The sequence below is a fragment of the Cupriavidus sp. 291-E7 genome (assembly GCF_057798835.1).
Genome location: NZ_JBYOJV010000009.1, coordinates 61,242 through 87,423 on the forward strand (window position 1 = coordinate 61,242; position 26,182 = coordinate 87,423).

Below are 26,182 nucleotides of genomic sequence, written 5' to 3' on the forward strand. Positions count from 1 at the left end.
CCGCTTTCATATGGAGCCGCCTGTTATCAAGCGTGCCGAGGAAACCCGTGGCCGGTACTGAAATCGCAACGCCTGGCGCCCCGCCCGCCGGACCCGCCGTGTCTTCCGGAAGTTCGTTCCATACGGCCATGCGAATCCTGCCGCCGTCGCAGCGGCAGGCCATGTTCGAGATTTACGCGTTCTGCCGCGCCGTGGACGACATCGCCGACGGCGATACCCAGCATGCCGACCGCCTGGCAGCGCTGGAAGACTGGCGCAAGGACATCGCCGCCTGCTATGCGGGCAATGCGCCTGCCGCGCTGCGCTCGCTCGACGAGCAGATCAGGACGTTCAATCTCCAGCAGCAGGACTTCTCCGCCGTCATCGACGGCATGATCATGGACGTCGTGGCGACCATCGTCGCCCCCGACGCGGCCACGCTCGACCTCTATTGCGACCGCGTGGCAAGCGCCGTCGGGCGCCTGGCCGTACGTGTGTTCGGTCTGGAAGAAAAGCCCGGCATCGAACTGGCCCATCATCTGGGCCGCGCGCTGCAACTGACCAATATCCTGCGCGATCTGGACGAAGACGCCGAGATCGGCCGGCTCTACCTGCCCGCCGAGGCACTGGCCGCGGCCGGCATTCCGGTGAGCACGCCGCGCGCCGTCATCGACCACCCCGCGATCGACACGGTCTGCCGCGGCATCGCCCGCGATGCGCAGGCGCATTACGACGCATCGGCCGCCATCATGGCGCGCTGCCCGTCGCGCGTGGTGCGCTCGCCGCGCATCATGTACGAGGTCTATCACGAGATCCTGACGCGCCTGCTGACCCGTGGCTGGCTGGCACCGCGCACGCGCGTGCGCGTCAACAAGGCCAAGCTTGCCTGGATCGTGCTGCGGCATGCCATTGCATGATCCCCTGTTTTTTGCCGATGTCCGCGGCCCTGGCCGCGGCATCGCCATGAGAGAAGTGCCCCCGAATTGATGAATCAGGCTGCAACGATCACCCGCTCCCATGACGACGCGCTGAACCGGCGCGCCATCGAGGCGTCTCTACCCGATCCGCTCGACGACGGCATCGCGCAAGCCGTGGATGCCCTGCTGGCACAGCAACAGCAGGACGGCCATTGGGTCTACGAACTCGAAGCCGACGCCACCATCCCGGCTGAGTACATCCTGATGGTGCATTACCTGGGCGAGGCGCCCGACGTGGTGCTCGAAGGCAAGATCGCCAACTACCTGCGCCGCATCCAGAATGCCAACGGCGGCTGGCCGCTGTTCCATGCCGGCGCTTCCGATGTCAGCGCCAGCGTCAAGGCGTACTTTGCGCTGAAGATGGCCGGGGACGATCCCGAAGCCGAACACATGCGCCGTGCGCGCGCCCGCATTCATGCGATGGGCGGGGCCGAGGAAAGCAATGTGTTCACGCGCACGCTGCTGGCGCTGTACGGTGTCATGCCGTGGCAGGCCGTGCCGATGATGCCCGTGGAAATCATGCTGTTGCCCGAGTGGTTTCCGTTCCATCTGTCGAAGGTTTCGTACTGGGCGCGCACGGTCATCGTGCCGCTGCTGGTGCTGAACAGCCTGCGTCCGCAGGCGCGCAACCCTCGCAAGATCGGCATCGACGAGTTGTTCGTGCGGCCGTGCCAGGCCGCGCGCCTGCCGCGCCGCGCGCCGCACCAGAGTCCGCTGTGGGTAGGCGTGTTCCGTGCGCTGGACGCTGTGGTCCGGGTGGCCGAGCCGCTGTTTCCGCGCAGCATGCGCCAGCGTGCCATCGAGCGCGCGCGCGTGTTCACCGTCGAACGTCTGAACGGCGAGGACGGCCTGGGCGCGATCTTCCCGGCGATGGTCAACTCGGTGCTGATGTTCGACGTGCTCGGTGTACCGGCGGACGATCCGGACCGCGCGATAGCCCGCAAGTCCATCGACAAGCTGCTGGTGGTGCGCGACGACGAGGCCTATTGCCAGCCCTGCCTGTCGCCGGTCTGGGACACCTCGCTGGCCGCCCATGCGCTGCTGGAAGTGGGCGAGCCGCGCACCATTGCCGCGGCATCGCGCGGGCTGGACTGGCTGGTGCCGCTGCAGGAACTGGAACTGCGTGGCGACTGGACCGTGCGCCGCCCCAACGTGCGGCCCGGCGGGTGGGCTTTCCAGTACAACAACGCGCACTATCCCGACGTTGACGATACGGCCGTGGTGGCCGCCGCGATGGATCGCGCCGAACGGGGCGACTGCTCGAATCGCTACACGCCGGCCATTGCGCGCGCCTGCGAGTGGGTCATCGGCATGCAAAGCGGCAATGGCGGCTGGGGCGCGTTCGAACCCGAGAACACGCATCTCTACCTGAACAACATCCCGTTCGCCGATCACGGCGCGCTGCTGGACCCGCCCACCGCCGACGTGTCGGCACGCTGCCTGGCGATGCTCTGCCAGCTCGGCCAGATGCCTGCCAACAGCGAACCGGCCGCGCGTGCCCTGCGCTACCTGCTGGACGAACAGGAAGCCGACGGCAGCTGGTTTGGCCGCTGGGGCACCAACTATATCTATGGCACGTGGAGCGCGCTGTGCGGCCTCAATGCCGCCGGTATCGGCGCCAACGCGCCCGAGATGCAACGCGCCGCAAAGTGGCTGGCCTCGATCCAGAACGACGATGGCGGCTGGGGCGAAGCGGGCGACAGCTACAAGCTCGAATACCGCGGCTATGAAAAGGCGCCCAGCACCGCGTCGCAAACCGCATGGGCCATGCTGGGCCTGATGGCGGCCGGCGCGGGAGATCACCCGGCCGTCGCACGCGGCGTGGAATATCTGCTGCGCACGCAGGCCAGCGATGGTTTCTGGGATGAGCCGTATTTCACCGCGGTGGGTTTCCCGCGCGTGTTCTACCTGCGCTATCACGGCTATTCGCGCTTCTTCCCGCTCTGGGCACTGGCGCGCTTCCGCAACCTGCTGCGCGACGGCAACCACGCCGTGGCCTGGGGATTGTGAGCACCGTGGCGTCGCCGCAAGCGCCGGTGCTGGCCGTCTGCGGCATGGATTTCGAGGCGCGCATCGCGGCCGGGGCCGGCGTGGAGCCGTTGTACGGCCAGCGCGGCGTGATGCTGGCGCGCGCGCTGGACGTCCGCCTGATGCAAGGTTGCGCCGGCGTGATCAGTTTTGGCGTGGCCGGTGGCCTCGATCCCACACTGCAGCCCGGCACCATCATCGTGGCCACGGCGGTCCGCGGCGGTCAGACGTCGTACAGCACCGCCCCGTACTGGACCGCCGCACTGCGGCGCGCGCTGCCGCAAGCCGTATGCGGATTGCTGGCCGGCTCCGACACCCCCGTGCTGACCGTCGCCGACAAGGCCGCTCACCATGAAGCGCATGGTGCGCTGGCCGTCGACATGGAATCGCATATCGCCGCGCGTGCCGCCCAGGCACACGGCATTCCGTTTGCCGCACTGCGCGTGGTGATCGACCCCGCCGACCGGGCCGTACCGCCGCTGGCGTTCGCCGGCATGGCCGCCGATGGCAGCACCGATGTTGGCGCGGTGATCCTCGGCCTGCTCAAGGCGCCGCACCAGCTCGGCGGCCTGCTTCGGCTGGGACGCGATGCATCGCTCGCCAAGAAGGCACTCGCCGAGGCCCGCCATGCGGTGGGCACGGGATTCGCACTGCCTGCGCCTGTGGACGCCTGAGGCGGCGGCCACGTCTTTCGGCCCTCGCCCCCTCTCCCGCTCGTCGGTCTGATTGCTTGACGATGTTCTCCCCTGTCCCGCGTGCGGGAAAGGGGAGCCAAACATCGGCTGACGTCGCGGCGCTCGAAGTCATCACACGATTGCTCTCCCGCTCGGCCGCCTGACTCTGCCCGACTGTGTTCTCCCCTCTCCCGCGTGCGGGAGAGGGGCGGGGGAGAGGGCCGGCGGCTCAAGTCGAGACAAGTCGCAATTTGAACCTCAACGCCCTCTCCCCCAACCCCTCTCCCGCGCTGCGGGAGAGGGGAGCACACCCACGCCTACGCCTACACCCACGCCCACGCCCACGCACTCGCGCACCCGCACACCACCACACCCACACTCACACCCGCAGCCACACCACCAGCCACTCCCCTCACCAGCTCCCCGCCGAAAAGCGCAGCCTCATCCACGTTCATCCGCCTACGGTTTCCCCCTTCCCACACGCGGGAGACGGGCACCACCCTTTCAAATTCCTTACCCGCTTTCCCACAACTTGACAGCCCTCCCCTTCGCTCCTATTCTCACGATCATTCTTTCTTTAAGATCGATGTTCTGTCTAATAGAACATTAGAAACGGAGACACGCATGACGCCGCGCCGCACTTTCCTTCATTCGCTGCTTGCCCTGGCTGCCGCGCCGGTACTGATGACCGGTGCCATCGCCGCCGACGCCTACCCCGCGCAGCCCATCCGCCTGGTCGTGCCGTTCCCGCCGGCCGGCGGTACCGACGTGCTGTCGCGCCTGGTGTTCAACAAGGTGGGCATATCCACCAAGTGGACCGTTGTGGTGGAAAACCGCGCTGGCGCCGGCGGCAACATTGGCCTCGATCTGGTGGCCAAGGCCAAGAACGACGGCTATACGATCGGCATGGGCCAGACCGCCAACCTGGCGATCAACCCGACCCTGTACCCGAAGATGCCTTACGACGCGGTCAAGGATTTCACTCCCGTGGCGCTGGTGGCATCGCAGCCGGTGGTGCTGATCGTGCGGCAGGACGCGCCGTACAAGAACCTGGCGGATCTGGTGGCCGCAGCGAAGTCGAAGCAACTGTCGATGGCATCGGCCGGCACCGGCACGGTGGGCCACCTGACTGGCGAGATGTTCCAGCGCCGCGCCGGCATCAAGGCGCTGCACGTGCCGTACAAGGGGGCGTCGCCCGCGCTGACCGACCTGATGGGCGGCCAGACCGACTTCTACTTCGCCACGCCGCCCATCGCCATGCCGATGATCAAGGCCGGCAAGCTGCGCGCGCTGGCGGTGACTTCGGCCAAGCGTGTGGCGCTGCTGCCCAACGTGCCGACCGTGGCGGAACAGGGCTATGCTGGTTTCCAGGCTGAAGACTGGAAGGCACTGGTGGCACCGGCCGGCACGTCGGCCGACGTGGTCGCCAAGCTCAACGCCGAAGTCAACAAGGCGCTCAAGGACAAGGACACGATCGCCAAGCTCCACGACGAAGGCAGCGAACCGCGCGGCGGCACGCCGGCGGACCTGGCCACGTTCATCAAGAGCGAGAACACGCGCTGGGGTGCGATCGTCAAGGAATCGGGCGCCCGCGTCGAGTAACCATATCTGGCAGGACCCCATGCAAACGTCGCAGAATTCGCACAAGCCGCTACGCAATATCCGCGTGCTCGACCTCACCAACGTGCTGGCCGGCCCCTTCTGCTGCCACCAGCTGGCGCATATGGGCGCCGAGGTCATCAAGGTGGAAACACCGGGCACCGGCGATCTGGCGCGCCAGTTGGGCGCCGATGCCGAGCTGAACCGCAACCTGATGGGGGTGTCGTTCCTGGCGCAGAACCCCGGCAAGCGATCGATCACGATCAACCTCAAGCACGCGCGCGGCAAGGAGGTATTCCGCAAGCTCGTGCAGAGCGCCGACGTGGTCGTGGAGAACTTCCGCCCCGGCGTGATGACCCGGCTGGGCCTGGGCTACGACGAGCTGAAACTGGTCAACCCGCGCCTGATCTATTGCGCGATCTCGGGCTTCGGCCAGGACGGCCCGCTCTCGGACCTGCCGGCCTACGACCAGATCATCCAGGGCATGTCCGGCGTGATGAGTATTACCGGCGACAAGGAAACCGCGCCGCTGCGCGTGGGCTATCCGGTCTCCGACACCATCGGCGGCATGACGGCCGCGTTCGCGATTGCCGCGTCGCTGGCCGACCGCGATCGCACCGAGGGCTATTTCCTCGATGTGTCGATGCTCGAAGCCACGATGGCCACGATGGGCTGGGTCGTGTCGAACCACCTGGTCGCCGGCAAGAACCCGGTGCCGATGGGCAACGAGAACATGACCGCGAGCCCGTCCGGCACGTTCCGCACCGGCGACGGCCCGCTGAACATCGCCGCCAACAAGCAGGAACAATTCGAAGCCGTGTGCCGCGTGGTGGGCCGCCCCGACCTGGCCAGCGACGCGCGCTTTGCCGAACGCCAGTCACGGCTGGCCAACCGCGCGGCCTTGACCGCCGAACTCGAAGCCGAACTGGCAAAGAAGCCCGCTACCGAATGGTGGCAGCTGCTGAACCAGGCCGGCGTGCCGGCGGGTCCGGTGCTGAACGTGCCCGACGTGCTCGCGCATCCGCAGGTGCGTGATCGCGGCATGATCGGCGACTTTGCCAACGTGCCCGGCGTGGGCCGCGACATCCGCCTGGTTCGCACCGGCTTCAAGGTGAACGGCACCGCGCCGTCGGTCGATACGCCGCCGCCACAACTGGGCCAGCATACCGACGACATTCTTGGCGAACTCGGCTATGGCGCCGACGACATCGCCACCCTGAAACAGGAGCGTGCACTATGAGCGAAGCATTCCCGATGGACGCCGGCCGGCAGGCCTCGCAGGACTGGTGGCGCACGAAGATCATCGACATGAAGCCCGGCGAGATCCGCTACCGTGGCTACCCGATCGAACAGTTGATCGGCAACGTGTCGTTCGCGCAGATGATCTGGCTGATGCTGCGCGGCGAATTGCCTGAGAAACGCGAAGGCGAACTGCTGGACGCGGCGCTGATGGCGGCCGTCGACCACGGCCCGCAGGCCCCCAGCATCGCCATCGCCCGCATGGCCGCCACGTGCGGCGTGGGCCTGAACAATGCGATGGCCTCGGCCGTCAACGTACTTGGCGACGTGCATGGCGGCGCCGGCGAACAGGCCGTCGAGCTGTATCAGGACATCGCCCGCCGCTTCGATGAGGGCGTGCCGTTCGACGACGCCGTGGCTGCCGGGCTGGCCCACTACCGCGACCTGCACGGCAAGTTCGTCTCGGGCTTCGGCCACCGCTTTCACCCGCTCGACCCGCGCGCGCCGCGCCTGCTGGCGCTGGTGGATCAGGCGGCCGACGCCGGCGTGGTCTCGGGCCGCTATGCCGCCATCGCCCGTGCCGTGGAAAAGAAGCTTGGCGAAGGACGCGAGAAGCCGATCCCGATGAACATCGACGGCGCCACGGCCGTCATCTACGCGGAGCTGGGCTTCCCGGCACCGCTGGCGCGCGGGCTGTTCTGCCTGTCTCGCTCGGTCGGCATTCTGTCGCACGCCTGGGAACAAACCCAGCAGGGCGGCCGCAACAAGGGGCCGATCCCACGGCAGTTCCTGTGGACGTACGACGGCGAGCCGCAACGGGATGTGCCGACGGCGTGACAACGGTTGATCTCCCTCTCCCGCATGCGCGAGAGGGAGATCGCACGCGCGCCGGGCGTCAGTGAAAATCCCGACTCCCCACCAGCAGCTTGCCCAGTAGCGGGCTCAAGTCCACCAGTTCCTGCGCCACCAGGTGCCTGACATCGCCCTGCCGCTGCCAGGTGCCGATCACGCCCAGCAACGTGGCACCCAGCACCTCCTTGCGCTGGCGTTCGACCAGGTCGGGCCAGATGATCACGTTCACGGAACCCGTTTCGTCCTCGATCGAGGTAAAGATCGTGCCGCTGGCCGTCGACGGACGCTGGCGTACCGTGACGATGCCGCACGCGCGCACGAGGCGGCCATTCCCCAGGCGGGAAAGCTGTTGCGCCGTGACGTACTTGAGCGCGGACAGCCGGCGCCGTAGCAGCGTCAGCGGGTGGCACTTCAGCGACAGCCCCATGCTCGCGTAGTCGGCCGCCACATCCTCGCCGATCCTCGGCTCCGGCAATGCCAGTGCAAGTTCCTGCGGCGGCGCTTCGTGCAACAGGTCGCGGTGCGCGGTCTGCACGGCGGCGCCGCGCGCATGCCAGCGCGCCTGGCGCCGATGGCCGGCCAGCGAGACCAGTGCATCGGATGCGGCCAGCACATCGATATCGTGCGCGTCCAGCGCGGCGCGGCGCGCCAGGTCTTCCACGCTGATGAACGGCTGCGTCATGCGCGCGCGTTCGATGCGCAGCGCGGCCTCTTCGCGCATGCCCTTTACACGATTCATGCCCAGGCGCACATCCCGATGACGCTGCCCTTCCCTGCGCGGCTCCAGCGAGCTTTCCCACCCGCTGATCGTGACGTCCACCGGCTGCGTCACCACGCCATGCCGGCGCGCATCCTGCACCAGTTGCGAAGGCGAATAGAAACCCATCGGCTGGCTGTTGAGCAGCGCGCACAGGAAGGCATCGGGATAGTGGCACTTGATCCACGCACTGACATAGACCAGCTTGGCAAAGCTGGCCGCGTGGCTTTCCGGAAAACCATACTCGCCAAATCCCTCGATCTGCTTGCAGATGGCCAGCGCAAACTGTTCGGGGTAGCCGCGCGAAGTCAGAGCGCGCACCAGCGCGTCCTGATGTTTCTTGAGATCGCCGCGGCGCCGCCACGCCGCCATTGAACGACGCAGTTGATCGGCCTGCCCCGGCGTGAATCCGCCCGCTTCGATGGCCAGCTGCATCACCTGTTCCTGGAAGATCGGAATGCCCAGCGTGCGGCCCAGCACGCGGCGAATCACGTCGTTGAAGTAAGTCGGCAGCTTGCCGGTGCGGCGCAGGTCTTCACGCCGCTTCAGGTAGGGATGCACCATGCCGCCCTGAATCGGCCCGGGTCGCACGATGGCTACCTCCACGACCAGGTCGTAATACTGGCGCGGCTGCAGACGCGGCAGCATCGATTGCTGCGCGCGCGATTCGATCTGGAACACGCCGATCGTATCGGCCTTGCAGATCATCTCGTAGGTGGCGTCGTCGGTCTCGGGCAGGTCCTCCATGCGCGTGGGCAAGCCCGCGCGCTCGGGCTCGGGATTCGGGATCATCGCCAGTGCGCGGCGAATCGCGGTCAGCATGCCCAGCGCCAGTACATCCACCTTGAGCAAGCCCAGAGACTCCAGGTCGTCCTTGTCCCACTGGATCACGCTGCGGTCCTTCATCGCCGCGTTCTCGATCGGCACCAGCCGCGACAGCTTGTGCCGCGCGATCACAAAACCGCCCACGTGTTGCGACAGATGGCGCGGGAATCCGCGCAACTGTTCGGTCAGGCTGGCCCACTGCTGCACCGCCGGCGAATCGGGATCGAGTCCGTAGCGCGAGATCCGCTCGATAAACGCGGTGCCGCCATCCCACCACGCCTGACCCTTGACCACCTGCTCCACCACGCTCGGGTCGATACCGAGCGCGCGCCCCACGTCGCGCAACGCGCTGCGCGAGCGGTACGTGATCAGCGACGCCGCCAATGCCGCGCGGTGACGGCCGTACTTGTCGTAGATGTACTGGATGACCTCTTCGCGCCGCTGGTGCTCGAAGTCGACGTCGATATCGGGCGGCTCGTCACGTTCACGCGACAGAAAGCGGCCGAACAGCAGGTTGGCCTGCTCGGGGCTGACCTCGGTGATATGCAGGCAGTAACAGACCAGCGAGTTGGCCGCCGAGCCGCGCCCCTGGCACAGGATGCCGCGCTGCCGCGCAAAGCGGACGATATCGTGCACGGTCAGGAAGAACGGCTCGTAATGCTTTTCCTCGATCAGCGCAAGCTCGCCTTCGAGCTGCTTTTCCCACTCGTGCTCCATGCCGTGCGGAAAGCGTTCATGGCGCCCTTTCTCGACCTCCTGCCGCAGATACCCAATCGGCGTCAGGCCATCGGGCACCAGTTCTTCCGGGTACTCGTAGCGCAACGCATCGAGCGAGAACCTGCATTGGTCGGCAATCTTCAGCGTCCGCGCCAGCGTCTCGCGGGGATAAATCCTCGACAGCACCTGCCGCATGCGCAGGTGCGCCTCCGCGTTTGGCGCGAGCGCCATGCCGCATTGCGGCAGCGGCCGGCCCAGGCGGATCGCGGTCAGCACGTCTGAAAGCGGCTTGCGCGACCGCACATGCATATTGACCGCGCCAGCCGCCACCAGCGGCACGCCGGTGGCCCGCGAAACCTCCTGAAGGCGCGTGCGATGCAGCGTCTCGGCATGGCCCTGCAACAGTTCGAGTGCGATCGATACGCGCTCGCCAAACACATCGCGGCACCATTGCGCCTGCGCGTGCAGTACATCGGCATCGGCACAGTAGTCGGGCAACAGGATGGCCTGGCAATCGGGCAGGCCGCGCAGATGGCGCTCGTCGGGCTGCGGGTCCGCGATGTCGGACGGATACAGCAGATAGCTGCCCTTGTCCGCGCGCCGGCGGCCGAGCGTGATGAACTCGCTGAGATTGCCAAAGCCGTCGCGGTTCTGCGCCAGCAGCACCAGGCGCGGCGGCGGCATGGCGTCGTCGGGGGCAGCCGTCAGCGTGAAGCGGCTGCCGATGATCAGGTTGAATCCGTCGGCCGCGGCGGCCAGCGTTTCCAGCATCGCGTGGCGGCGCGCGGCGGCATCGGGATCGTCGCCGAAATCCGCCGGTTCTTCATGCTCCTCGTCGTCTTCCTCGACGAAAGCCACGATGTCGTCGACGTCGTCAATCTCGCCGTCCGCCTGCCCCGCTGCCAGCCGGCGAGCGCTGCGCGCCACCGCCTCCCACATGTCTTCGCGCAGCACCTTGATCGCGTGGTGAGCGCGCGCGGTACCGGCCACGGAGCACTCGTCGGTCAGCGCCAGCCCGCTATATCCGAGCTGGAACGCGCGGGTGATCAGTTCCTGCGGATGCGAGGCGCCGTCCAGGAACGTGAAATTGGAAATGCAGTGCAGCTCGACGTAGTCGGGCAGCGATGGCAGCAATGAAGACAATCCGGGCAACATCGCCAATCCTTCAGGCAAACAGGCCGTGCAGGAACCAGCGGTATTCGCCGCCGTCTTCCTGCCCGTCGCGCATGGGACGGCCGGGGCGTTCGCGATAGACCCAGCAGCGCAACCCGTCGGCGCGTTCGGCAATGAAATAGTCGCGCGTGGCCAGGCCGCCGTCCCACCAGCCGGCCTCGATGCGTTCGGGGCGCGTCAGCATGACCAGCGGCCCCTGATACACGGGACGGTGCTTTTCCACGCGCAGCGGCTGCGGCGATTCCAGCAACCACAGCGGACGTTCCGGCGGCAGCACGCCAGCAGCCGGCGCGCGCGCCGGGGCTTCGCCAACCGGGCACCACTGGTTGGCGCACTCGGGGCGATGGTCGGCCAGCGGTTGTGGCTGCAGCACGTTGTCGCGGCCCAGGCGGGCCACCAGCGTGTCGAGCAGCCGGCCCAGTTCGGCCGGCTCGGCACCGGGTTCCGGAAACAACGAACCGCTCTGCGGCACGCAGGTTTCCATCGTTTCCACACGAAGGCCCAGGCCGCCCACCGGTGCCTGGAAGCGGACCTTGTCGAGCTTTTCACGCAGCAGCTTCGACAGGTGCACCGGATCGCGGCTCGGTTGCGCCAGGGCCAGTGCTACCGGCGTGCTCTCGGTCTCCTCGCCCAGACGGTAGCGCTCGTGTTCCAACACCAGCACGCAGCGCGTGACGCCCGCCTGCTGCGCCGCCAGCCAGCCGGAGAGCGCCAGCAGCAGCCGCTGCGCGCCGGCCAGCACGCCTTCGGCCGATTCGATGCGGCCCGGCAACTCCATGCGCTGCGCAAAAGTGGGCGGTGCCTCGAACCAGGCAAAGCCCGTTGGAGATCTGCCATAGGCCTGGTCCAGCCGTGACAGCAGGTCGGTGCCGATACGGCGCGACAGGCCGGCGCGCGGCAGGCGCCGCACCTGCCCCAGCGTGCGGCAGCCGATGCCTTCGAGCCATTCCGGATCGGTGTACGCATGCAGGCATTCCACGGGCAGCTGGTCCAGCAGCCGCGTCATGCGCGCCGCCTTGACCGCGCGACGGGCGGGCCGGACGATGCCGCGCGGCGTCTTGCGAATGGGCTGGCGCGCCAGCCAGGCCGCACCCTGCGCCGTGGTGCCGCTGCCGATTTGCGCGAACGTGCCCAGTTGCCGCACACGAGTGCGGATCTGCCGGCAAAGCGCGCGATGGCCGTCGAACAGTCGCAGGCTGGCCGTCACATCGAGCATCACCGTGGCCGACTCGGGTTCGGTATCGATCGTCACGGCCGGCGTGAAGTGCAACAGCGTCAGTGCCACGGAGGTCAGCAGGTCCGCTTCGGCTGTCAGGTCGCGCTCGATCTGCACCACATCGGCCGATAACGCCTGCACGCCGCCGCGCCGCATGCCATAGCGCACGCCCAGCGCCATCGCCGGGCCATTGGCCAGCACCACGCGCTCGTGCTCCACCACCGCCACCGGCAGCTGTTGCAGCGTGCCGTTGCCGGGTGTGGCGGGCGCACCGGCCGGCTCAGGCCAGCTCGGCTGCAGCGCGTCCAGCGACAGGCGCGGCAGATGCACCGCGATCCAGTACGTCATCGGCAACATGATCAACGCCCGCGGGCGTGGCAGGCAAAACAACGGGCATGCCCGTGCGCCGCGGCACATGGGCCATGCCTTCGAGCGGCAGGAGCAACGGCGTATCGCGCACCGGGCCGCGCCGCTTGTGAAAATCGATCGACATCAGATTGCCCGGCTGCGGCGACAGCGCCAGCCGCAGCACCGCGGGCGACGATTCATGCAGCACCCGGATCGGGCGCAACACCCACACCACGGTATCGCCGGCTTGCGCCAGCACCTGCAGGCGCCGCATCGCCTCGGGCCGCGCACGGGCCAGCCAGACCAGCACCGCCCCAAACGCCTGGCTGCGCAGCATCTGCTCGGCGGCCCACAGCATGTCCGTGCGCTGCGACGCCATCGTGGCCGCCGCGGGCGGGCGCACCCAGTACAGCTGGCGCGCCGGCAGCCGGCCCTCCGCCAGACTGGCGGCATTGGGCAGGTAAGGCGGATTGATCAGGCCGATGCGCCGGCCACTGGCGGCCAGCGTGCGCAACGCCGGCATCAGCAGGCGCATTTCGCCCGCGCCGTGCTGCGCCAGCAGCAACTCCGTCACGGCACCGGCCGGCCAGCCACCGCCAGGCAGCTCGGCGGTCAGCGCGTCATAGCCCGTCGGACACACCGGCAGCCGCCCGGCACGGCCCAGTTGGCCCGCGCGCCACAGGCCGGGGTAACGCTGCTCGAGTTCGCGCACCGATTCGCGGAGCGCATCGGGATGCGTTCCGGGGTGCGGCATGGTGGATGGGGGCACATGGTCCTCCGCCAGAAGCGGCGGCTGCCCATGCGGAAATGCGGTCATTGGTGGCAATCGGTCCGCGCTGCGGTCGGCGGCGCGGATATGGGATTTGATCGAATACTGTATGTTTATACAGTATCAGGGCGAGCGCAAGAGACAGCTCACCCAAGTGCCTGTTTCAACGCTTTTCAGCGGATTTTTGCGCGCTTGCCACAGTTCCAGGCGGAGGATTGCAAACAAGTGTCAAGTGTCATTGTGAAGTGTCAGGCAGTGCGGAAAAATGCGCGGCATGAAAAGGAATACGCGCGAATGCGTGCATCTGCTGATCGAAGGCTTGCAGCGTCAAGGCCCATTACGCCGTGACGCGCTGGCGGACGGGTGCGGCCTCACCGCCGAGGAGACCACGCGCGCCCTGAAAGCCGCGCGGCAGATGAGCGTGATCGACCATGTGCCGTATGGGCCGGGCACGCCGCCAGCCGCCGTCTTTTATCAATTGACCGGCCGCCAGCTGCCGGCGGCCCGCAAGAGCACGCGCGTGCCGCCCGCGCCCGATGACCGCTTCCAGCCACTGCTGGAAGCCTGGTGGAACAGCAGCGAACTCGATCGGGCCTGAATCCGGCGGGCCGGCCAGTCAGGCTGGCCGCAAGGTAACCGGCTGCACCGTCACGATGGGAGCCTCGGCCCCATGACAGGCCGCGTAGTGATCGCAGCCCTCGCACGACGGCTCGGGACAGGGATGGATATCCAGCCGCTCACAGACGCGGTGATAGAAGAACTTCTTCCACTTCATATCCGTGGTATTGGCCGCGAAAACCGGCGCAAAGACCTGTTGCAGCAGCGTCGACACATCGTCGCGCCCTGACAGTCCCATGTCCTGCCACAGGTGCGTATGGCCGAAGCAGCCCGATGCCAGCGCGTGCGCGGCCCAGTGGACGTCCGGACCGTACTGCCCGGATGTGTGGCCATCCTCAAGCATCTCGACCAGATCCGCGAATTCGCACGGCAGCGATGCCGGGTCCTGCGGCGGGACATCGGGCTCCCAGCCAGCCGCCGCCGCGCCAGGAAAATGGTGGTCGAGCATGCGGCGGAATTCCACGGGCGGCAAACCCAGCCACTGCGCAAAGCGCGGCAGGCGGCCCGCGCAGGCACTTTCCAGTACGCCCGCCAGCGCCCGCGTGACAGGGTCAGCGGGGTGGGCGGCAAAGGCATCCAGCAACAGTAACGAGCGGTTCATCTTGGGACGGCATGTAAGGCCTTCCCGCGCGGACGGCGGGTATCGCAACGCAATATAGTCTCGTATATAGCGGTGCGTCAATTCACGATTGGTGCCGGGCCGGCGACACTTCACCTCAGCGATGCTCCAGCTCGAATCCGTAAAGCGCGGAGGCATTGCGCCAGCCCACTGCCTCGGCAAGATCGGGGTGCCGGGCAAGCCAGTCCACCACCGCCCTGCACTCCTCGGCTCGCGCCGGCGCTTCGTGGTTGGTCCAGGGCCAGTCGCTGCCCCACAGCAACCGGTCCGGCCCCGCCACCGCCATCCATTGCATGGCCAGGGCGGGCCAGTCCTGCGGCGAAGTCAGCCGGTACGGCGCGCTGATCTTGACCCAGACCTGGCGCCGCGCACGCACCGCACGGGCGCTCTCGAACACCGGATCGCCGACGCCCAGGGGACCTGGCCTGCCGAAGTGATCGAGCACCACCGGTGTCGGCGCATCGCCGAGTGCAAGATCGAGCGCGGACAGTACCTGCGCACCGTCGCCGTTGTCGAAGTGCACCTCGACATGCCAGCCGAGGCTTCCAATGCGCCGGAACAGCGCTTGCCACGGCGCGGTTTCGATGCGGCGCCAATCGGCATCGCCAAACAGGTTGAGCCGAATGCCCCTGACGCCCGCGCCATCCAGCGCGGCAAGCTGCGCGTCGTCGACGGCCGGATCGACCACGGCAACGCCGCGCAACCGGCCCGGCATGCGACCCAGCGCGGCCAGCAACGCCGAGTTGTCGGTGCCCAGGAAACTGGTCTGCACCACCACGCCATAGGGGTCCGGCTGGGCCGCGCCAGACGCGCCGCCCAAGGTGCCAACCATCGCCAACCAGTCACCCAGCTTCGCCGCATAGGGTGGTCGATAGCGCGCCGAGGCCACGGCCGCGCCGGCATCGAAGATATGGAAGTGGCAGTCCACCAGCGTCTGGCTTGTCGTCATCGACACGATCTCCTTTGTGAGGGTTACCCCTGATTTGGCGGTCTGGCCCGCTCCGGGTACTCTAGTCCTCTATAGGAGTTGAATTTAACACGGACCAGAGATGCCAGACAACGCCATGCGCCAGCCGGGCGCCGCCGCGGCGGGTATGAGCCGCTACGGCCAGATTGCAGCGCAATTGCAGCAGAAAATCGTCACGGGGGAATGGTCTCCGGGCACGGCCATTCCCGCCGAAAGCGCTCTTGCCAGCGAGTTCGGGATCGCACTCGGCACGATCCGGCAGGCCATTTCGGTACTGGTGCAGCAGGGTCTGCTGGAGCGCGTGCAAGGCAAAGGCACTTATGTGCGAACCGGACTCAGCGGCGCCAGCATGATGCGGTTCTTCCGCTTCCGCTCGGAGGCCGATGCAGATGCGGCCCCCACCGCGGTGCCACGTTCGGAAATCCTGTCCTGCCGCAGCGTGCGGCTGGACAAGGCCATGAGCAGCCGCTTCGGACTCGATATCGGCGCGCGCGGGCTGTGCATCTCGCGCCGCCGCTGGGTGGATGACACCCCGCGCCTGCTCGAATCGATCTGGCTGCCCCTGCCGCGCTGCGCGGCGCTGCAGGAAACACCGGTAGCCGCGTGGGGCCAACTGCTCTATCCGCTGCTGCAACAGCGGTGTGGCATCACCGTGCATCGGGCGATGGATGAAGTGACATTCCGGCTGCTCGATGAGCAGGAAGCCGGCTTGCTGTCACTGCCGCCATCGCACCCGTGCGCGATGGTCACCCGCCAGGCATTCGACATCCAGGGCCAGTGCATCGAGTACCGCCTGACGCGGGGCGATGCCTATGCCTTCCGCTACACGGCAGAGATCCGCTGACCACCGCACCCTTCACAATCGATGGAGACATCCCTCATGCGTTCCCCAACTCGCCTCGCATTCGCCGTCACCGGCGCGTGCCTTGCCCTGCAGCCCGCGCTGGCGCGCGCCGCTGACCCCGCCGCGTCCTGGCCCACGCGCCCCGTGACGATCGTCGTCACGTATCCGCCGGGCGGGGGCGCCGACCTGATGGCCCGGCTGATCGCACCGGGGCTTGGACGCGAACTCGGCCAGACCGTGATCGTGGAAAACCGCCCCGGCGCCGGCGGCCAGATCGGGGCATCCTATGTGGCCAAGGCCGCGCCCGACGGCTACACGCTGATGGTGGACGCATCGTCCTACGCGGTGAACCCGAGCCTCTATCCGCGCCTGCCCTACGATCCCGCCAAGGCCTTCCGGGCAATCGGCGTGCTGGCGCGCTACCCCAATGTGCTGGTGGCCAATCCATCCTTTCCGGTGGCTACCGTCAAGGATGTGCTGACGCTGGCGAAACAGAAGCCGGGAACCGTGGCGTTTGCATCGTCCGGCAATGGCTCCGCGCAACATCTGTCCGGCGTGTTGTTCGAGCAGCGTGCCGGCGTGGATCTGCTGCACGTGCCTTACAAGGGCGGCGGCCCCGCGATGACCGATGTCATCGCCGGACAGGTGCCGCTGTTCTTTGCCAACGTGGCCTCAAGCCTGCAGCACATCAAGTCCGGCAAGCTGCGGCCGCTGGCGGTGACCAGCCATACGCGCACGTCGGCGCTGCCGGCGGTGCCGACAATGGCCGAAGCGGGCGTGGCGGGCTACGAGGTCTACGAATGGAACGCGGCGTTCCTGCCCGCCAATACGCCGGACGCCATCGTGGCAAAGCTTTCCGATGCCATGCAGAAGGTCATGACCAGCCCGGAGATCCGGCAGCGCGTGGCCGAGCTGGGCGGCGAAGTGGTAGCCGCTCCGCCAGCCGAGGCGGCCCGCTTCATCGATACCCAGACGCGGCTCTGGGCCAAGGTCATCAAGGACGGCAACGTCAAACCCGAATAACAACGTGGCGCCCGCACCGGGGCACCCTCAACAAGATCAGGAGACTCCAATGAATACGTTCGATTTCTCTCGCCGTGACATGCTCAAGCTGGCCGCCGCGCTGGGCGCCGGGGCATTGGCGCCAACGCTGGCGCGTGCACAGGCCTGGCCGTCCAAGCCCATCCGGCTGGTGGTACCGTTCGCGCCGGGCGGCAGTTCCGAGATCGTCGCGCGCTCCACGGCGGCCGAGCTGACCAAGCTGCTCGGCGTATCGGTCTTCGTCGAAAACAAGCCGGGAGGCGCGGGCAATATCGCTATGGCCGAAGTCGCGCGGGCCGACGACAACCACACGCTGATCCTCGGCCACATCGGCACGCTGGCGGTTAATCCCTATATTTTCCCGAAGCTGTCGTATGACCCGATCAAGGATTTCCGGCCGATTTCCCTGCTGTCGAAGGTGCCCAGCCTGTATGTGGTGCACCCCGATGTGCCCGCGAAGAATCTGAAGGAATTCATCGCGCTGGCCAAGAGCAAGCCGGGCAAGCTGAACTACGGCTCGGCTGGCAACGGCAGCGCCGGCCACCTGGCATTCGAGTACCTGAAAGCCACCACGGGTACGTTCATCACGCACGTGCCGTATCGCGGCAGCGGTCCGCAGATTACCGACCTGCTTTCAGGGCGGCTCGATGCGGCCGCCGTGGGCGCGCCCGCCATCCTGCAATTCATCAAGACAGGCAAGGTGCGTTGCATTGCCACAGGCACCGCGCAGCGCATTCCGCAATTGCCTGATACACCCACGGTGGCCGAGCAAGGCTACCCAGGGTTCGAGATGACGCAGTGGTACGGCCTGCTTGCGCCGGCGACGTTGCCGCAGCCGGCGGCAGCCAAGCTGGCCGAGGCCACGATCAAGGCGATAAGGAGTCCGAGTTCCGTGGAACGGCTCAGTGCCGATGCGGCCCTGGTGGCCGGCAGCACGCCCGAAGAATTCGCGCGCTTTATCGCGGCGGAACAGCTGCGCTGGAAGCCGATCGTCGCACGCGCCGGAATCAAGCCGGACTGACGCTTCATGGCACCGCTCGCTCACTGCCGGCGCGGCATCCCCGCGGGCAGTGAGCGGCCACCGGCCGCCCCGCCCTGCCACGCAAGGCCCGGGCGGCGAAGGTGGTATGATTCGGCCTCCCTGCCATTTGCCGACGCCCCGTCGGCATCAATGCGCCGGCTGCAAGACATCACCGAAAACGATGTTTGCGGCCCATCGGGCGTACACCCGATTCTTTCAAGGCGACATCGCCTGCAACCCACCTGACCGGCGGCACGTCCGCTCCGCAACCGCCGCACATGTACCTGGACGTCGGCTTGTGCAGGCACGGTCCACTTCACGTCAGCCACTTTTCTGCCGACGCGCGGGACATGACGTTGACTTTCGCAATGATCCCCCGATCGCGATGCAAGCACGCGCCTTTCAGGTCAAGGCCGCGAAACGAAGCTTTCCGGATTCAAGCGGGCACGCCGTGGGCAGCCCTGCCGGAGTCCGATCACAGGAGAACAGGTTCAGCATGCCGAACAATGAAGAATGGGAAGAACTGCACTTGACGCCGGACGGATGGATTGCCGGCAGTTATCGGCACACGCCCTGGCAGGCAGTCAGCGTCGCGCAACCGGACGCCAGCGTGCTGACGGTACGCCGCCACGTCACGGCGATATACGGCGGCCCCTCGCGCGCCATCGAAGACCGCACTCCTCAAACCGAGGACATGGGACTGATCGAATCGCTGCTGACGCGCTTTGGCAATCCCGAGTTCAAGATCTAGCCGCAACAGGCAGGGCAGCGCCACATGAGAGACGAAAGCCGATAGCCGCCAACCGCCAGCCGTGCCTGGCTATCGCGCCCGCGCCCTGCCCGGCGCCGTGCCTACGGGCTTGAGCTCTCCGTCCCAAGGCGTGGCATTCGGGTCCAGGACGGCATCGCCTTCCTTGGCTTTCTCGTAGAGATGATCCCGGATCGCCTGCCCGATCGCCAGCCGGCACAGTGCCTCGCCGCTTGAGGCGATCCCGCCCTCCAGCGATGCTTCATCGGTCAGTATGCCGAACGCACGCCTGCCGGCGCCTACAAAACTCGTAAAGCGAACGCCTGTGGGATGATCGGCATCGGCGAAGCTGACGGCGACGTGGTACGCAATGCCTGCGCCGCTGGCCGGCAACGTGCACAAAAAGCTGAATGGCGCGGCAACGTTGTCATACCCCTTGTAAGTTGCAGTCGGAAAAGCATCCATAAACACGCTCCGGGGTCTTTGCAGTCTGTCGCCACTCTACACTCACTGCACGGCCGGTAGCGTCTTTATTTCACCGGCGGCGTCCAGGCTCCCGGTGCCAGCGCAGCGTGGCGCCGCCCCATCCCCCTATGCTTCGCGGCGATAACGGGCCTGCATGATCTGGTTCCACGAGCCGTCATCGGCCTGCATGAACGACGTGAGCGTGCGATTGTTGTCGTCCTGGAACGCGATGACATCGCGGTACTTCGCCATCTTGCCCGGCACCACGGTGCCATCCGGGCCAAAGGCCGGACCGTCGGCGCGCAGCGTCAATGTCTTGCCGTCGGCCTCCAGGTCTCCTTCGTACACCCACATATGGGTCATCATCGAGCCGATGAACGTACCCACGAAGTGCTTGCGCGCCGGGTCATAGCCCAGCGTCATGACGGTGGCGGCAGGTCCGCAGCCGGGGAAATCGCCCTCCGAGCGCGTCTGTACCCAGACATCACCTACCTTGTCGACCTGCTCGGGAATCTTCCACTTCTCGGTCGGGCCGTCCGGGCCCATCTGGGCCTCGCCTTCGGCCATCCAGTTGCCAACCAGCCGGTGCAGCCAGCGGTGTTCGTTGGTGGTTTCGATGTTCATGCAAACGTCTCCAGTTGATGCTTCGGGGTTCATCGCTCAACACTTTTCGCTGTCTTGTGTACAGCGTACACAAAGCGTAGGCGACGATCTGGTCGATGTCCACATTCGCATGGCCGGATGACAGAAATTTAATGTTGCGCCCCACGCATCACATATCGATAACGATCGACTGGCGGCCGGATTGAGACGGCCGAGCAAGACATTGAGTCGTGCGCGTCTGCAGTCACGCCCATGTCTGCGTACTATCTGATGCATCAACGAAAAACCATCACGAGCAGACTATGGGCGCCCCCACCCCAACCCCCGCTTACAGAACGATTCCACTCTCTTTCTTCGGCATCGCCGTCGGCATCATCGCGCTGGCCAACGTCTGGCGCGGTGCCGTGCAGGTCTGGGCGCTGCCCACGCTGCCGGCCGTCGTGCTGACCTGGCTGGGCCTGGGCATCTGGATCTCGCTGCTTGCCGCCTATGTGCGCAAGTGGCGCGTGGCCCCCGACGCCGCCCGCGCGGAAATGGCCGATCCGGTGCAATCGTCGTTCGCGGCGCTGATACCGACGTCCACGCTGCTGGCCACGCAACTCGTGCATCCGTACGCGCCGAATGTGGCGGCCGTCCTGTTCGGCGCCGCCACGATCGGACAACTGGCGCTGGGCGCCACGTTGCACGGCCGGGTCTGGCAAGGTGGCATCCCGGCCGGGGCGATCACGCCCGCGGCCTACCTGCCGGCCGTGGCTCCCGGCTTTGTCGGCGCCACCACGGCTACGCTGTTCGGATGGCACACGCTGGGCATGCTGCTGTTTGGCGCCAGCCTGCTGTCGTGGATCGCAATCGAATCGATGGTGCTGAACCGTGCCGCCGTCAACGCACCGCTGCCCGAGGCGCGCCGCGCGCTGCTGGGCATCCAGCTTGCGCCGCCGGTGGTGGGCGGCACCGCCTATCTGGCGCTGACGCAGGGACAACCCGACCTGTTCGCGTATGCGTTGCTGGGGTATGGCCTGTACCAGGGACTGGTGTTGCTGCGCCTGCTGCCGTGGATCGGCACGCAGCGTTTTTCGCCGGGTTACTGGGCGTTCAGCTTCGGCGTGGCCGCGCTGCCCGGCATGGCGATCCGCATGGTCGCGCGTGGCGGCGACATGCGGGAAGTGGCGTTCGGCCTGTTCGTCGCCGCCAATCTGATCATCGGCCTGCTGGCCTGGAAGACGGTCGTGCTGCTGCTGCGCGGCAACCTGCTGCCGGCAGCGCCGGCCGCGGCGCAATCGCCGCGCGGCACTGAAGCGGCGTAAGGAACGTAGGCGACGGAAGCGACGGAAGCGTCCGCGATACCGATCCCGAAAACCGCCGCGGATTTACTGCGGCAGCCGGATCTTCGGCACGATGAACTGGTTGCCCGGTGCGCGCATGACGTCGCACTGGGCCTCGCCCTTGCGTGCTTCGCCGGCCTGATTCACATACTCGACGGTGCCCACCACGCTGTAGACGTCTTCGGCCACACGGCGCGTGGTGCCGCGCACCCAGCGGAACTGATCCGGGTTGGGCATCTTCGCCTTGATCGCTTCCATGCAGGCGCCCGGCGCCTCGGGTGCCTCGGGCTTGCCGCCACGTTGACCCAGCTCGATGTTGACAGGGGCGTCTGCCGCCGATGCGATGACCGGCAGCGCCAGGGTGGTCACGAAAGCGATAGCCGCTACCCGTTTGCGGCGCGCATGCGTTGTCATGGGAATTCACTCCAAACAAAAACGGCCGGCACGCGCGATGCATGCCGGCCGGTTGCCATTGTACTGCGGCTGATAGCCTGACGCGCTTACACGGACATATCGCGCTGCTCAGGCTTGCGGTCGTCGAACCAGCGGTACAGCGTCGGCACCATCACCAGCGTCAGCAGTGTCGACGTGATCAGCCCGCCGATCACCACCACGGCCAGCGGCCGCTGCACCTCGGAGCCCGGTCCGTCCGAGAACAGGAACGGCACCAGGCCCAGCATGGCGATCGTCGCGGTCATCATCACCGGCCGGAACCGCTGCGTGGCGCCGCGCACCACCGCGTTACGCAGCGACATGCCTTGCTCGCGCAGCGTGCGGATGTATGACACCAGCACCACCCCGTTCAGCACCGCCATGCCCCACAGCGCGATGAAGCCCACCGATGCCGGCACCGACAGGTACTCGCCGGTGACGAACAGGCCGATGATGCCGCCGATCGATGCAAACGGCAGCACCGTAATGATCAGCGTGGCAAAGCGCAGCGAATTGAACAGCAGGAACAGCAGGAAGAAGATCGCGGCAATCGTGATCGGCACGATCAGCTTCAGATGGCCCATCGCACGCTCCATGTTCTGGAACTGGCCGCCCCACTCGTAGTAGTAGCCCTCCGGCAGCTTGACCTTGCTCTCCGTGGCGGACTGCAAATCTGCCACGAAGCTGCCCAGGTCACGGTCCTTCACGTTGATCATCACCACCACGCGGCGCTTGGCCATTTCGCGGCTGATCTGCGCCGGGCCATCGCTGACCTCGATCTTTGCCACGCTCTGCAGCGGCACCTGCACCCCGTCGGGCGCCTGCACCAGCAGATTGCGGATCGACTGCACGTTGTTGCGGAACTCCTCCGGCAGACGCACCGCCGCCGCAAAGCGGCGCTCGCCCTCGAAGATGTCCGTGGCACGCTTGCCGCCGATGGCGATCTCGATGATGTCGTGGATATCCGATACGTTCAGCCCGTAGCGCGCAATCGCCTGGCGATCGATCTCGATCGACAGGTATTGCTGGCCCGAGATGCGCTCGATACGGATGTCCTGCGACCCCTTGATGCCGCCCGCCACGCGCGCGATTTCACCGGCGAGGTCGCGCAGCTTGTCGAGGTCGTCGCCGAAGATCTTCACGGCGATGTCCGAGCGCACACCGCTGACCATTTCGTCCACGCGGTCCGAAATCGGCTGCGCCATCACGATCTGCACGCCGGGAATGGCCTTGAGCTTGTCGCGGATGGCGTTGGCGATGTCGTCCTGCGTCCAGCCATCGGGCCACTCGTCGCGGTCCTTCAGGCTGGCGATCGGCGTCGATTCGTTCTGGCCCTGCGGGTCGGCCGGGCTTTCGCCACGGCCCACACCGGACACCACCGACTTCACACCCGGCACTTCCAGCACCAGCTTGTTGGCTTGACGCTCCAGCTTGATGGACTCTTCCAGCGAAATATTCGGCACGCGGTCCAGCGCCGGCACGATCGAGCCTTCCTTCATTTCCGGAATGAACGATGTGCCAAGCATCGGCACGATCAAAACCGTGGCGACGAACAGACCAACCGCGGACAGCACCGTTTTCTTGCTGTTGAGCAGCGCCCAGTGCAGCATGCGCAGGTAGTGGCGCTTCATGAACGCGATGATGCGCGTGTCGTGCTCGGCACCGCCCTTGAGCAGATACGACGACAGCACCGGCGACAGCGTCAGCGACAGAATCAGCGAAATCGCCAGCGCAATCGAAATGGTGATGGCCAGCGGCGCGAACATCTTGCCTTCCATGCCCTGCAGCGTCATCAGTGGCAGGAACACCAGGATGATGATGCCCACGCCCACGATCACCGGCGTGGCCACTTCCTGCACGGCCTTGACCAGGATCTCGGTGCGCGTAAGGCCGCTCTTGTCGGCATGCCCCAGCCGTTCGAACGCGTTTTCCACCACCACGACCGAACCGTCCACCATCAGGCCGATGGCGATGGCCAGCCCTCCCAGTGACATCAGGTTGGCGGACAGCCCGATCCGGTTCATCACGATGAAGGTCAGCAATGGCGTCAGCACCAGCGTGGCCAGCACGATGACCGACGAACGCACATCGCCCAGGAACAGGAACAGCACGATCACCACCAGCACCACGCCTTCGAGCAGCACCTTGGTGACCGTCCACAATGCGGCGTCCACCAGTTCGCTGCGGTCGTAGTACGGCACGATCTGCAGGCCGCCGGGAATCATGCCCTTGTCGTTGATCTCCGCGACGCGCTTCTTGACCCGGCTCACCACTTCCTTGGCATTGCCTCCGCGCATCATCATCACGATGCCGCCAACGGCCTCGGTCTGCCCGTTCTTGACCACGGCACCCTGGCGCACCTCATGGCCGATCGTCACCTGCGCCACGTCGCGCAGATAGACCGGCGTGCCGTTGATCTCCTTGAGCACGATGCTGCCGATGTCTTCCACGCCCTTGGCCAGGCCCACGCCGCGGATCAGGTACTGCTCGGCGTAGTGCGGCAGCACGCCACCGCCCGAGTTGGCGTTGTTACGCGCCAGCGCCTGGTACACCTGCTGCAGGTTGACCTCGTAGTGGCGCATGCGCTCCGGGTTCACCAGCGCCTGGTACTGGCGCACGTAACCACCCTGCGAGTTGATTTCCGCCACGCCCGGAATCGAGCGCAGCAGCGGACGCACCACCCAGTCCTGCGCGATGCGGCGCTCGGCCAGTTCCTCCTGCGTCAGTTCGCGGTTGCCGTCGTCGGGGCGATCCAGCGTGTACTGGTACACCTCGCCCAGACCCGTCGACACGGGACCAAGCACCGGCGCCACACCTTCCGGCATGCGGCCGCCCACCTCGATCAGCCGCTCCATGACGAGCTGCCGCGCAAAGTAGACGTCGGTCTTGTCCGTGAACACGAGCGTGATCAGCGACAGGCCGGCCTTGTTCAGCGAGCGCATCTCTTCGAGTCCTGGCAGACCCGTCATCGACATTTCGATGGGCACGGTGACAAAGCGCTCCACTTCTTCCGGCGAGCGTCCGGCGGCTTCCGTGGCGATCTGCACCTGGACATTGGTCACGTCCGGGAAGGCATCGACCGAAAGCTTGCCGGCCGCGCGCAGGCCGAAGAAGAACAGCACCACCGCAATCACGCACACCACCAGCCGCTGCTTGATCGCGGCTTCCACAAGCGATGTCATCATGGCGGCTTACCCCTGTTCCAGGCGCTTGCGCTCGTTGTCGAGGTGGAACGCGCCCTCCACGACAACGCGGTCGCCCGCCTTGATGCCGCTCTGCACCACGCGCATGCCGTCGCTTTCCGAGCCGAGCTTCACCTTGGTCAGGCGGTACTGGCCGGGCGCCGTTTCCACGTAGACCTGCTCGTCATTGCCGTCCCGAACCACGGCGGAACCAGGCACCACCAGCGTGTCGATCGGCTTGCCGGCGATCAGCATGCTGGCCAGCATGGCAGGCTTCAGCCGTCCTTCTTTGTTTTCCAGCTCGGTGCGCACGAGCACCGTGCGCGATTGCGGATTCACGGTACGGCCCACGTAGATCAGCTTGCCCGTAATGCGGCCGTTGCTGTTCATCAGCGACGGCACCTCGATATCGACGGCCTGCCCCTCGGCCACCTGAGCGGCCTGCTGCTCGGGCACCTCGGCCACGACCCAGACGCGCGACAGGTCGGCCACCGTGTACAGCGCATCGGCGGGCTGCACGACCTGGCCCTGCGCCACGTTACGCTCGACCACCGTGCCGCTGATGCTGGAGAACACTGGCGAATAGGAATCGATGCTGCCGTTCTTGGCCAATGTGGAGATGGCCTGCACCGACATGCCCAGCACGCGTAACTGGTCTCGATAGGCGCGCATTTCGGCGGCGGCAATCGCGTATTCGCTCTGGCGGCGCTGCAGCTCCGCACGGCCGATCACATCGGCATCGAACAATTGACGCGCGCGTTCGGCGTTGCGGGCCTGCAGCTCGTTCTGCGCTTCGGCCTTCAGGAAGGCCATCTGCGCCGCTCCCAGCTCGCTGCTGTGCAGGCGGGCCAGCACCTGGCCGGCCTTCACTTCCTGGCCAAGGATGGCGTACAGGTCGGTCACGCGGCCGGTCACAGTGGCGCCGATACGCGACACGCGCTGTTCATCGAAATCGACACGGCCCGCCACGCGCAGCATTTCGCTGAACGGGGACGTGGCCACGGCGGATACCTTGAGGGTTTTCTGGAGGTTTTCGGCGGGCTGGACCACGCCGGGTGCCAGCTTGGGCGCTTCGGCCTCGGGCTCGGGCTCCTTGGAGCAGCCGGCCAGCGACATCGCCATCACAACGGCGGCGGCAATGGAAAGCAGGGAATGTGTGGGGCGCAT

At 66.5% G+C, this 26,182-nt stretch carries 22 protein-coding genes; 12 read left to right on the forward strand and 10 right to left on the reverse strand.

Features of this window, described 5'->3' with window-relative positions:
• Window positions 1-47 precede the first annotated feature (47 nt).
• The 6 genes from hpnD (at window position 48) to AC3FLX_RS17090 (ending at window position 7,333) form a co-directional block, all read left to right on the forward strand.
• On the forward strand, window positions 48-896 hold the full coding sequence (gene hpnD / locus AC3FLX_RS17065) for a presqualene diphosphate synthase HpnD (RefSeq protein ID WP_488698462.1): 849 nt from the start codon (window positions 48-50) through the stop codon (window positions 894-896).
• A 69-nt stretch (window positions 897-965) separates the two neighbouring features.
• Window positions 966-2,966 carry a squalene--hopene cyclase gene (gene shc / locus AC3FLX_RS17070; protein ID WP_488698464.1) on the forward strand — a complete coding sequence of 667 codons (2,001 nt, stop codon included), beginning with the start codon at window positions 966-968 and terminating at the stop codon, window positions 2,964-2,966.
• Between the two features lie 5 nt (window positions 2,967-2,971).
• Window positions 2,972-3,658 (forward strand): phosphorylase, encoded by a 687-nt coding sequence (locus tag AC3FLX_RS17075; RefSeq protein ID WP_488698466.1) that lies wholly within the window; start codon window positions 2,972-2,974, stop codon window positions 3,656-3,658.
• 624 nt (window positions 3,659-4,282) lie between these two features.
• Window positions 4,283-5,260 (forward strand): Bug family tripartite tricarboxylate transporter substrate binding protein, encoded by a 978-nt coding sequence (locus AC3FLX_RS17080; protein WP_488698468.1) that lies wholly within the window; start codon window positions 4,283-4,285, stop codon window positions 5,258-5,260.
• Between the two features lie 19 nt (window positions 5,261-5,279).
• Window positions 5,280-6,497 (forward strand): CaiB/BaiF CoA transferase family protein, encoded by a 1,218-nt coding sequence (locus tag AC3FLX_RS17085; protein WP_488698470.1) that lies wholly within the window; start codon window positions 5,280-5,282, stop codon window positions 6,495-6,497.
• A complete protein-coding gene (locus AC3FLX_RS17090) occupies window positions 6,494-7,333 on the forward strand; it encodes a citryl-CoA lyase (RefSeq protein WP_488698472.1) in 840 nt (279 codons plus the stop codon). The genes AC3FLX_RS17085 and AC3FLX_RS17090 overlap by 4 nt, the downstream gene beginning before the upstream one ends.
• A 58-nt stretch (window positions 7,334-7,391) precedes the next feature.
• Here the strand turns inward: AC3FLX_RS17090 and AC3FLX_RS17095 are convergent, their stop codons facing one another.
• Genes AC3FLX_RS17095 through imuA form a run of 3 tightly spaced genes read right to left on the reverse strand, consistent with a single transcriptional unit; the run spans window position 7,392 to window position 13,201 of the window.
• Entirely contained in the window at window positions 7,392-10,802 is a 3,411-nt protein-coding gene (locus AC3FLX_RS17095; RefSeq protein ID WP_488698474.1) for an error-prone DNA polymerase, read from the reverse strand.
• 10 nt (window positions 10,803-10,812) lie between these two features.
• Entirely contained in the window at window positions 10,813-12,384 is a 1,572-nt protein-coding gene (locus AC3FLX_RS17100; protein ID WP_488698700.1) for a Y-family DNA polymerase, read from the reverse strand.
• Window positions 12,317-13,201, reverse strand: coding sequence for a translesion DNA synthesis-associated protein ImuA (gene imuA / locus AC3FLX_RS17105; RefSeq protein ID WP_488698476.1), 885 nt, complete (start codon window positions 13,199-13,201; stop codon window positions 12,317-12,319). Before imuA ends, AC3FLX_RS17100 begins: the two co-directional genes overlap by 68 nt.
• Before the next feature lie 226 nt (window positions 13,202-13,427).
• Here imuA and AC3FLX_RS17110 point away from each other — a divergent pair, with 226 nt between their 5' ends.
• Window positions 13,428-13,751, forward strand: a complete 324-nt coding sequence (locus AC3FLX_RS17110) for a hypothetical protein (RefSeq protein WP_488698478.1) — start codon at window positions 13,428-13,430, stop codon at window positions 13,749-13,751.
• An 18-nt stretch (window positions 13,752-13,769) separates the two neighbouring features.
• On the opposite strand, the gene AC3FLX_RS17115 is transcribed toward AC3FLX_RS17110, so the two are convergent.
• Both AC3FLX_RS17115 and AC3FLX_RS17120 read right to left on the reverse strand, forming a co-directional pair.
• A complete protein-coding gene (locus AC3FLX_RS17115) occupies window positions 13,770-14,372 on the reverse strand; it encodes a nitrogen fixation protein NifQ (protein ID WP_488698480.1) in 603 nt (200 codons plus the stop codon).
• Between the two features lie 115 nt (window positions 14,373-14,487).
• On the reverse strand, window positions 14,488-15,339 hold the full coding sequence (locus AC3FLX_RS17120) for an amidohydrolase family protein (RefSeq protein ID WP_488698482.1): 852 nt from the start codon (window positions 15,337-15,339) through the stop codon (window positions 14,488-14,490).
• Window positions 15,340-15,439: 100 nt separating this feature from the next.
• Here AC3FLX_RS17120 and AC3FLX_RS17125 point away from each other — a divergent pair, with 100 nt between their 5' ends.
• From AC3FLX_RS17125 to AC3FLX_RS17140, 4 genes are all read left to right on the forward strand, one after another.
• Entirely contained in the window at window positions 15,440-16,201 is a 762-nt protein-coding gene (locus tag AC3FLX_RS17125) for a GntR family transcriptional regulator (RefSeq protein ID WP_488698484.1), read from the forward strand.
• 36 nt (window positions 16,202-16,237) lie between these two features.
• A complete protein-coding gene (locus tag AC3FLX_RS17130; RefSeq protein ID WP_488698486.1) occupies window positions 16,238-17,224 on the forward strand; it encodes a tripartite tricarboxylate transporter substrate binding protein in 987 nt (328 codons plus the stop codon).
• A 49-nt stretch (window positions 17,225-17,273) separates the two neighbouring features.
• Window positions 17,274-18,263 (forward strand): Bug family tripartite tricarboxylate transporter substrate binding protein, encoded by a 990-nt coding sequence (locus tag AC3FLX_RS17135; protein WP_488698488.1) that lies wholly within the window; start codon window positions 17,274-17,276, stop codon window positions 18,261-18,263.
• A 496-nt stretch (window positions 18,264-18,759) separates the two neighbouring features.
• Entirely contained in the window at window positions 18,760-19,014 is a 255-nt protein-coding gene (locus AC3FLX_RS17140) for a translation initiation factor 1 (RefSeq protein WP_488698490.1), read from the forward strand.
• Between the two features lie 69 nt (window positions 19,015-19,083).
• Here AC3FLX_RS17140 and AC3FLX_RS17145 read toward each other — a convergent pair whose 3' ends face one another.
• Together AC3FLX_RS17145 and AC3FLX_RS17150 are read right to left on the reverse strand one after the other, a co-directional pair.
• Complete coding sequence (locus tag AC3FLX_RS17145) at window positions 19,084-19,476, reverse strand: hypothetical protein (protein WP_488698492.1); 393 nt, start codon at window positions 19,474-19,476, stop codon at window positions 19,084-19,086.
• A gap of 126 nt (window positions 19,477-19,602) precedes the next feature.
• Window positions 19,603-20,100, reverse strand: a complete 498-nt coding sequence (locus tag AC3FLX_RS17150; RefSeq protein ID WP_488698494.1) for a DUF1579 domain-containing protein — start codon at window positions 20,098-20,100, stop codon at window positions 19,603-19,605.
• A 281-nt stretch (window positions 20,101-20,381) separates the two neighbouring features.
• Between AC3FLX_RS17150 and tehA the strand changes: the two genes are divergently transcribed.
• Window positions 20,382-21,383, forward strand: a complete 1,002-nt coding sequence (tehA, locus tag AC3FLX_RS17155; RefSeq protein WP_488698496.1) for a dicarboxylate transporter/tellurite-resistance protein TehA — start codon at window positions 20,382-20,384, stop codon at window positions 21,381-21,383.
• Between the two features lie 63 nt (window positions 21,384-21,446).
• Here the strand turns inward: tehA and AC3FLX_RS17160 are convergent, their stop codons facing one another.
• From AC3FLX_RS17160 to AC3FLX_RS17170, 3 genes are all read right to left on the reverse strand, one after another.
• On the reverse strand, window positions 21,447-21,815 hold the full coding sequence (locus AC3FLX_RS17160) for a DUF2880 domain-containing protein (protein ID WP_488698498.1): 369 nt from the start codon (window positions 21,813-21,815) through the stop codon (window positions 21,447-21,449).
• A gap of 86 nt (window positions 21,816-21,901) precedes the next feature.
• The gene (locus tag AC3FLX_RS17165; RefSeq protein ID WP_488698500.1) at window positions 21,902-25,018 is read right to left on the reverse strand and encodes an efflux RND transporter permease subunit; all 3,117 of its coding nucleotides are present in this window, start codon (window positions 25,016-25,018) and stop codon (window positions 21,902-21,904) included.
• Between the two features lie 6 nt (window positions 25,019-25,024).
• Complete coding sequence (locus AC3FLX_RS17170; protein WP_488698502.1) at window positions 25,025-26,182, reverse strand: efflux RND transporter periplasmic adaptor subunit; 1,158 nt, start codon at window positions 26,180-26,182, stop codon at window positions 25,025-25,027.

Coding starts and splice junctions, on each gene's coding strand:
- tehA (WP_488698496.1), top strand. CDS start 20,382: ATGGGCGCCCCCACCCCAACCCCCGCTTACAGAACGATTCCACTCTCT.
- imuA (WP_488698476.1), bottom strand. CDS start 13,201: ATGACCGCATTTCCGCATGGGCAGCCGCCGCTTCTGGCGGAGGACCAT.
- AC3FLX_RS17140 (WP_488698490.1), top strand. CDS start 18,760: ATGCCGAACAATGAAGAATGGGAAGAACTGCACTTGACGCCGGACGGA.
- AC3FLX_RS17125 (WP_488698484.1), top strand. CDS start 15,440: ATGCCAGACAACGCCATGCGCCAGCCGGGCGCCGCCGCGGCGGGTATG.
- AC3FLX_RS17160 (WP_488698498.1), bottom strand. CDS start 21,815: ATGACAACGCATGCGCGCCGCAAACGGGTAGCGGCTATCGCTTTCGTG.
- AC3FLX_RS17130 (WP_488698486.1), top strand. CDS start 16,238: ATGCGTTCCCCAACTCGCCTCGCATTCGCCGTCACCGGCGCGTGCCTT.
- shc (WP_488698464.1), top strand. CDS start 966: ATGAATCAGGCTGCAACGATCACCCGCTCCCATGACGACGCGCTGAAC.
- AC3FLX_RS17085 (WP_488698470.1), top strand. CDS start 5,280: ATGCAAACGTCGCAGAATTCGCACAAGCCGCTACGCAATATCCGCGTG.
- AC3FLX_RS17115 (WP_488698480.1), bottom strand. CDS start 14,372: ATGAACCGCTCGTTACTGTTGCTGGATGCCTTTGCCGCCCACCCCGCT.
- AC3FLX_RS17165 (WP_488698500.1), bottom strand. CDS start 25,018: ATGATGACATCGCTTGTGGAAGCCGCGATCAAGCAGCGGCTGGTGGTG.
- AC3FLX_RS17135 (WP_488698488.1), top strand. CDS start 17,274: ATGAATACGTTCGATTTCTCTCGCCGTGACATGCTCAAGCTGGCCGCC.
- AC3FLX_RS17170 (WP_488698502.1), bottom strand. CDS start 26,182: ATGCGCCCCACACATTCCCTGCTTTCCATTGCCGCCGCCGTTGTGATG.
- AC3FLX_RS17090 (WP_488698472.1), top strand. CDS start 6,494: ATGAGCGAAGCATTCCCGATGGACGCCGGCCGGCAGGCCTCGCAGGAC.
- AC3FLX_RS17120 (WP_488698482.1), bottom strand. CDS start 15,339: ATGACGACAAGCCAGACGCTGGTGGACTGCCACTTCCATATCTTCGAT.
- AC3FLX_RS17145 (WP_488698492.1), bottom strand. CDS start 19,476: ATGGATGCTTTTCCGACTGCAACTTACAAGGGGTATGACAACGTTGCC.
- AC3FLX_RS17150 (WP_488698494.1), bottom strand. CDS start 20,100: ATGAACATCGAAACCACCAACGAACACCGCTGGCTGCACCGGCTGGTT.
- AC3FLX_RS17095 (WP_488698474.1), bottom strand. CDS start 10,802: ATGTTGCCCGGATTGTCTTCATTGCTGCCATCGCTGCCCGACTACGTC.
- AC3FLX_RS17100 (WP_488698700.1), bottom strand. CDS start 12,384: ATGACGTACTGGATCGCGGTGCATCTGCCGCGCCTGTCGCTGGACGCG.
- AC3FLX_RS17080 (WP_488698468.1), top strand. CDS start 4,283: ATGACGCCGCGCCGCACTTTCCTTCATTCGCTGCTTGCCCTGGCTGCC.
- AC3FLX_RS17110 (WP_488698478.1), top strand. CDS start 13,428: ATGAAAAGGAATACGCGCGAATGCGTGCATCTGCTGATCGAAGGCTTG.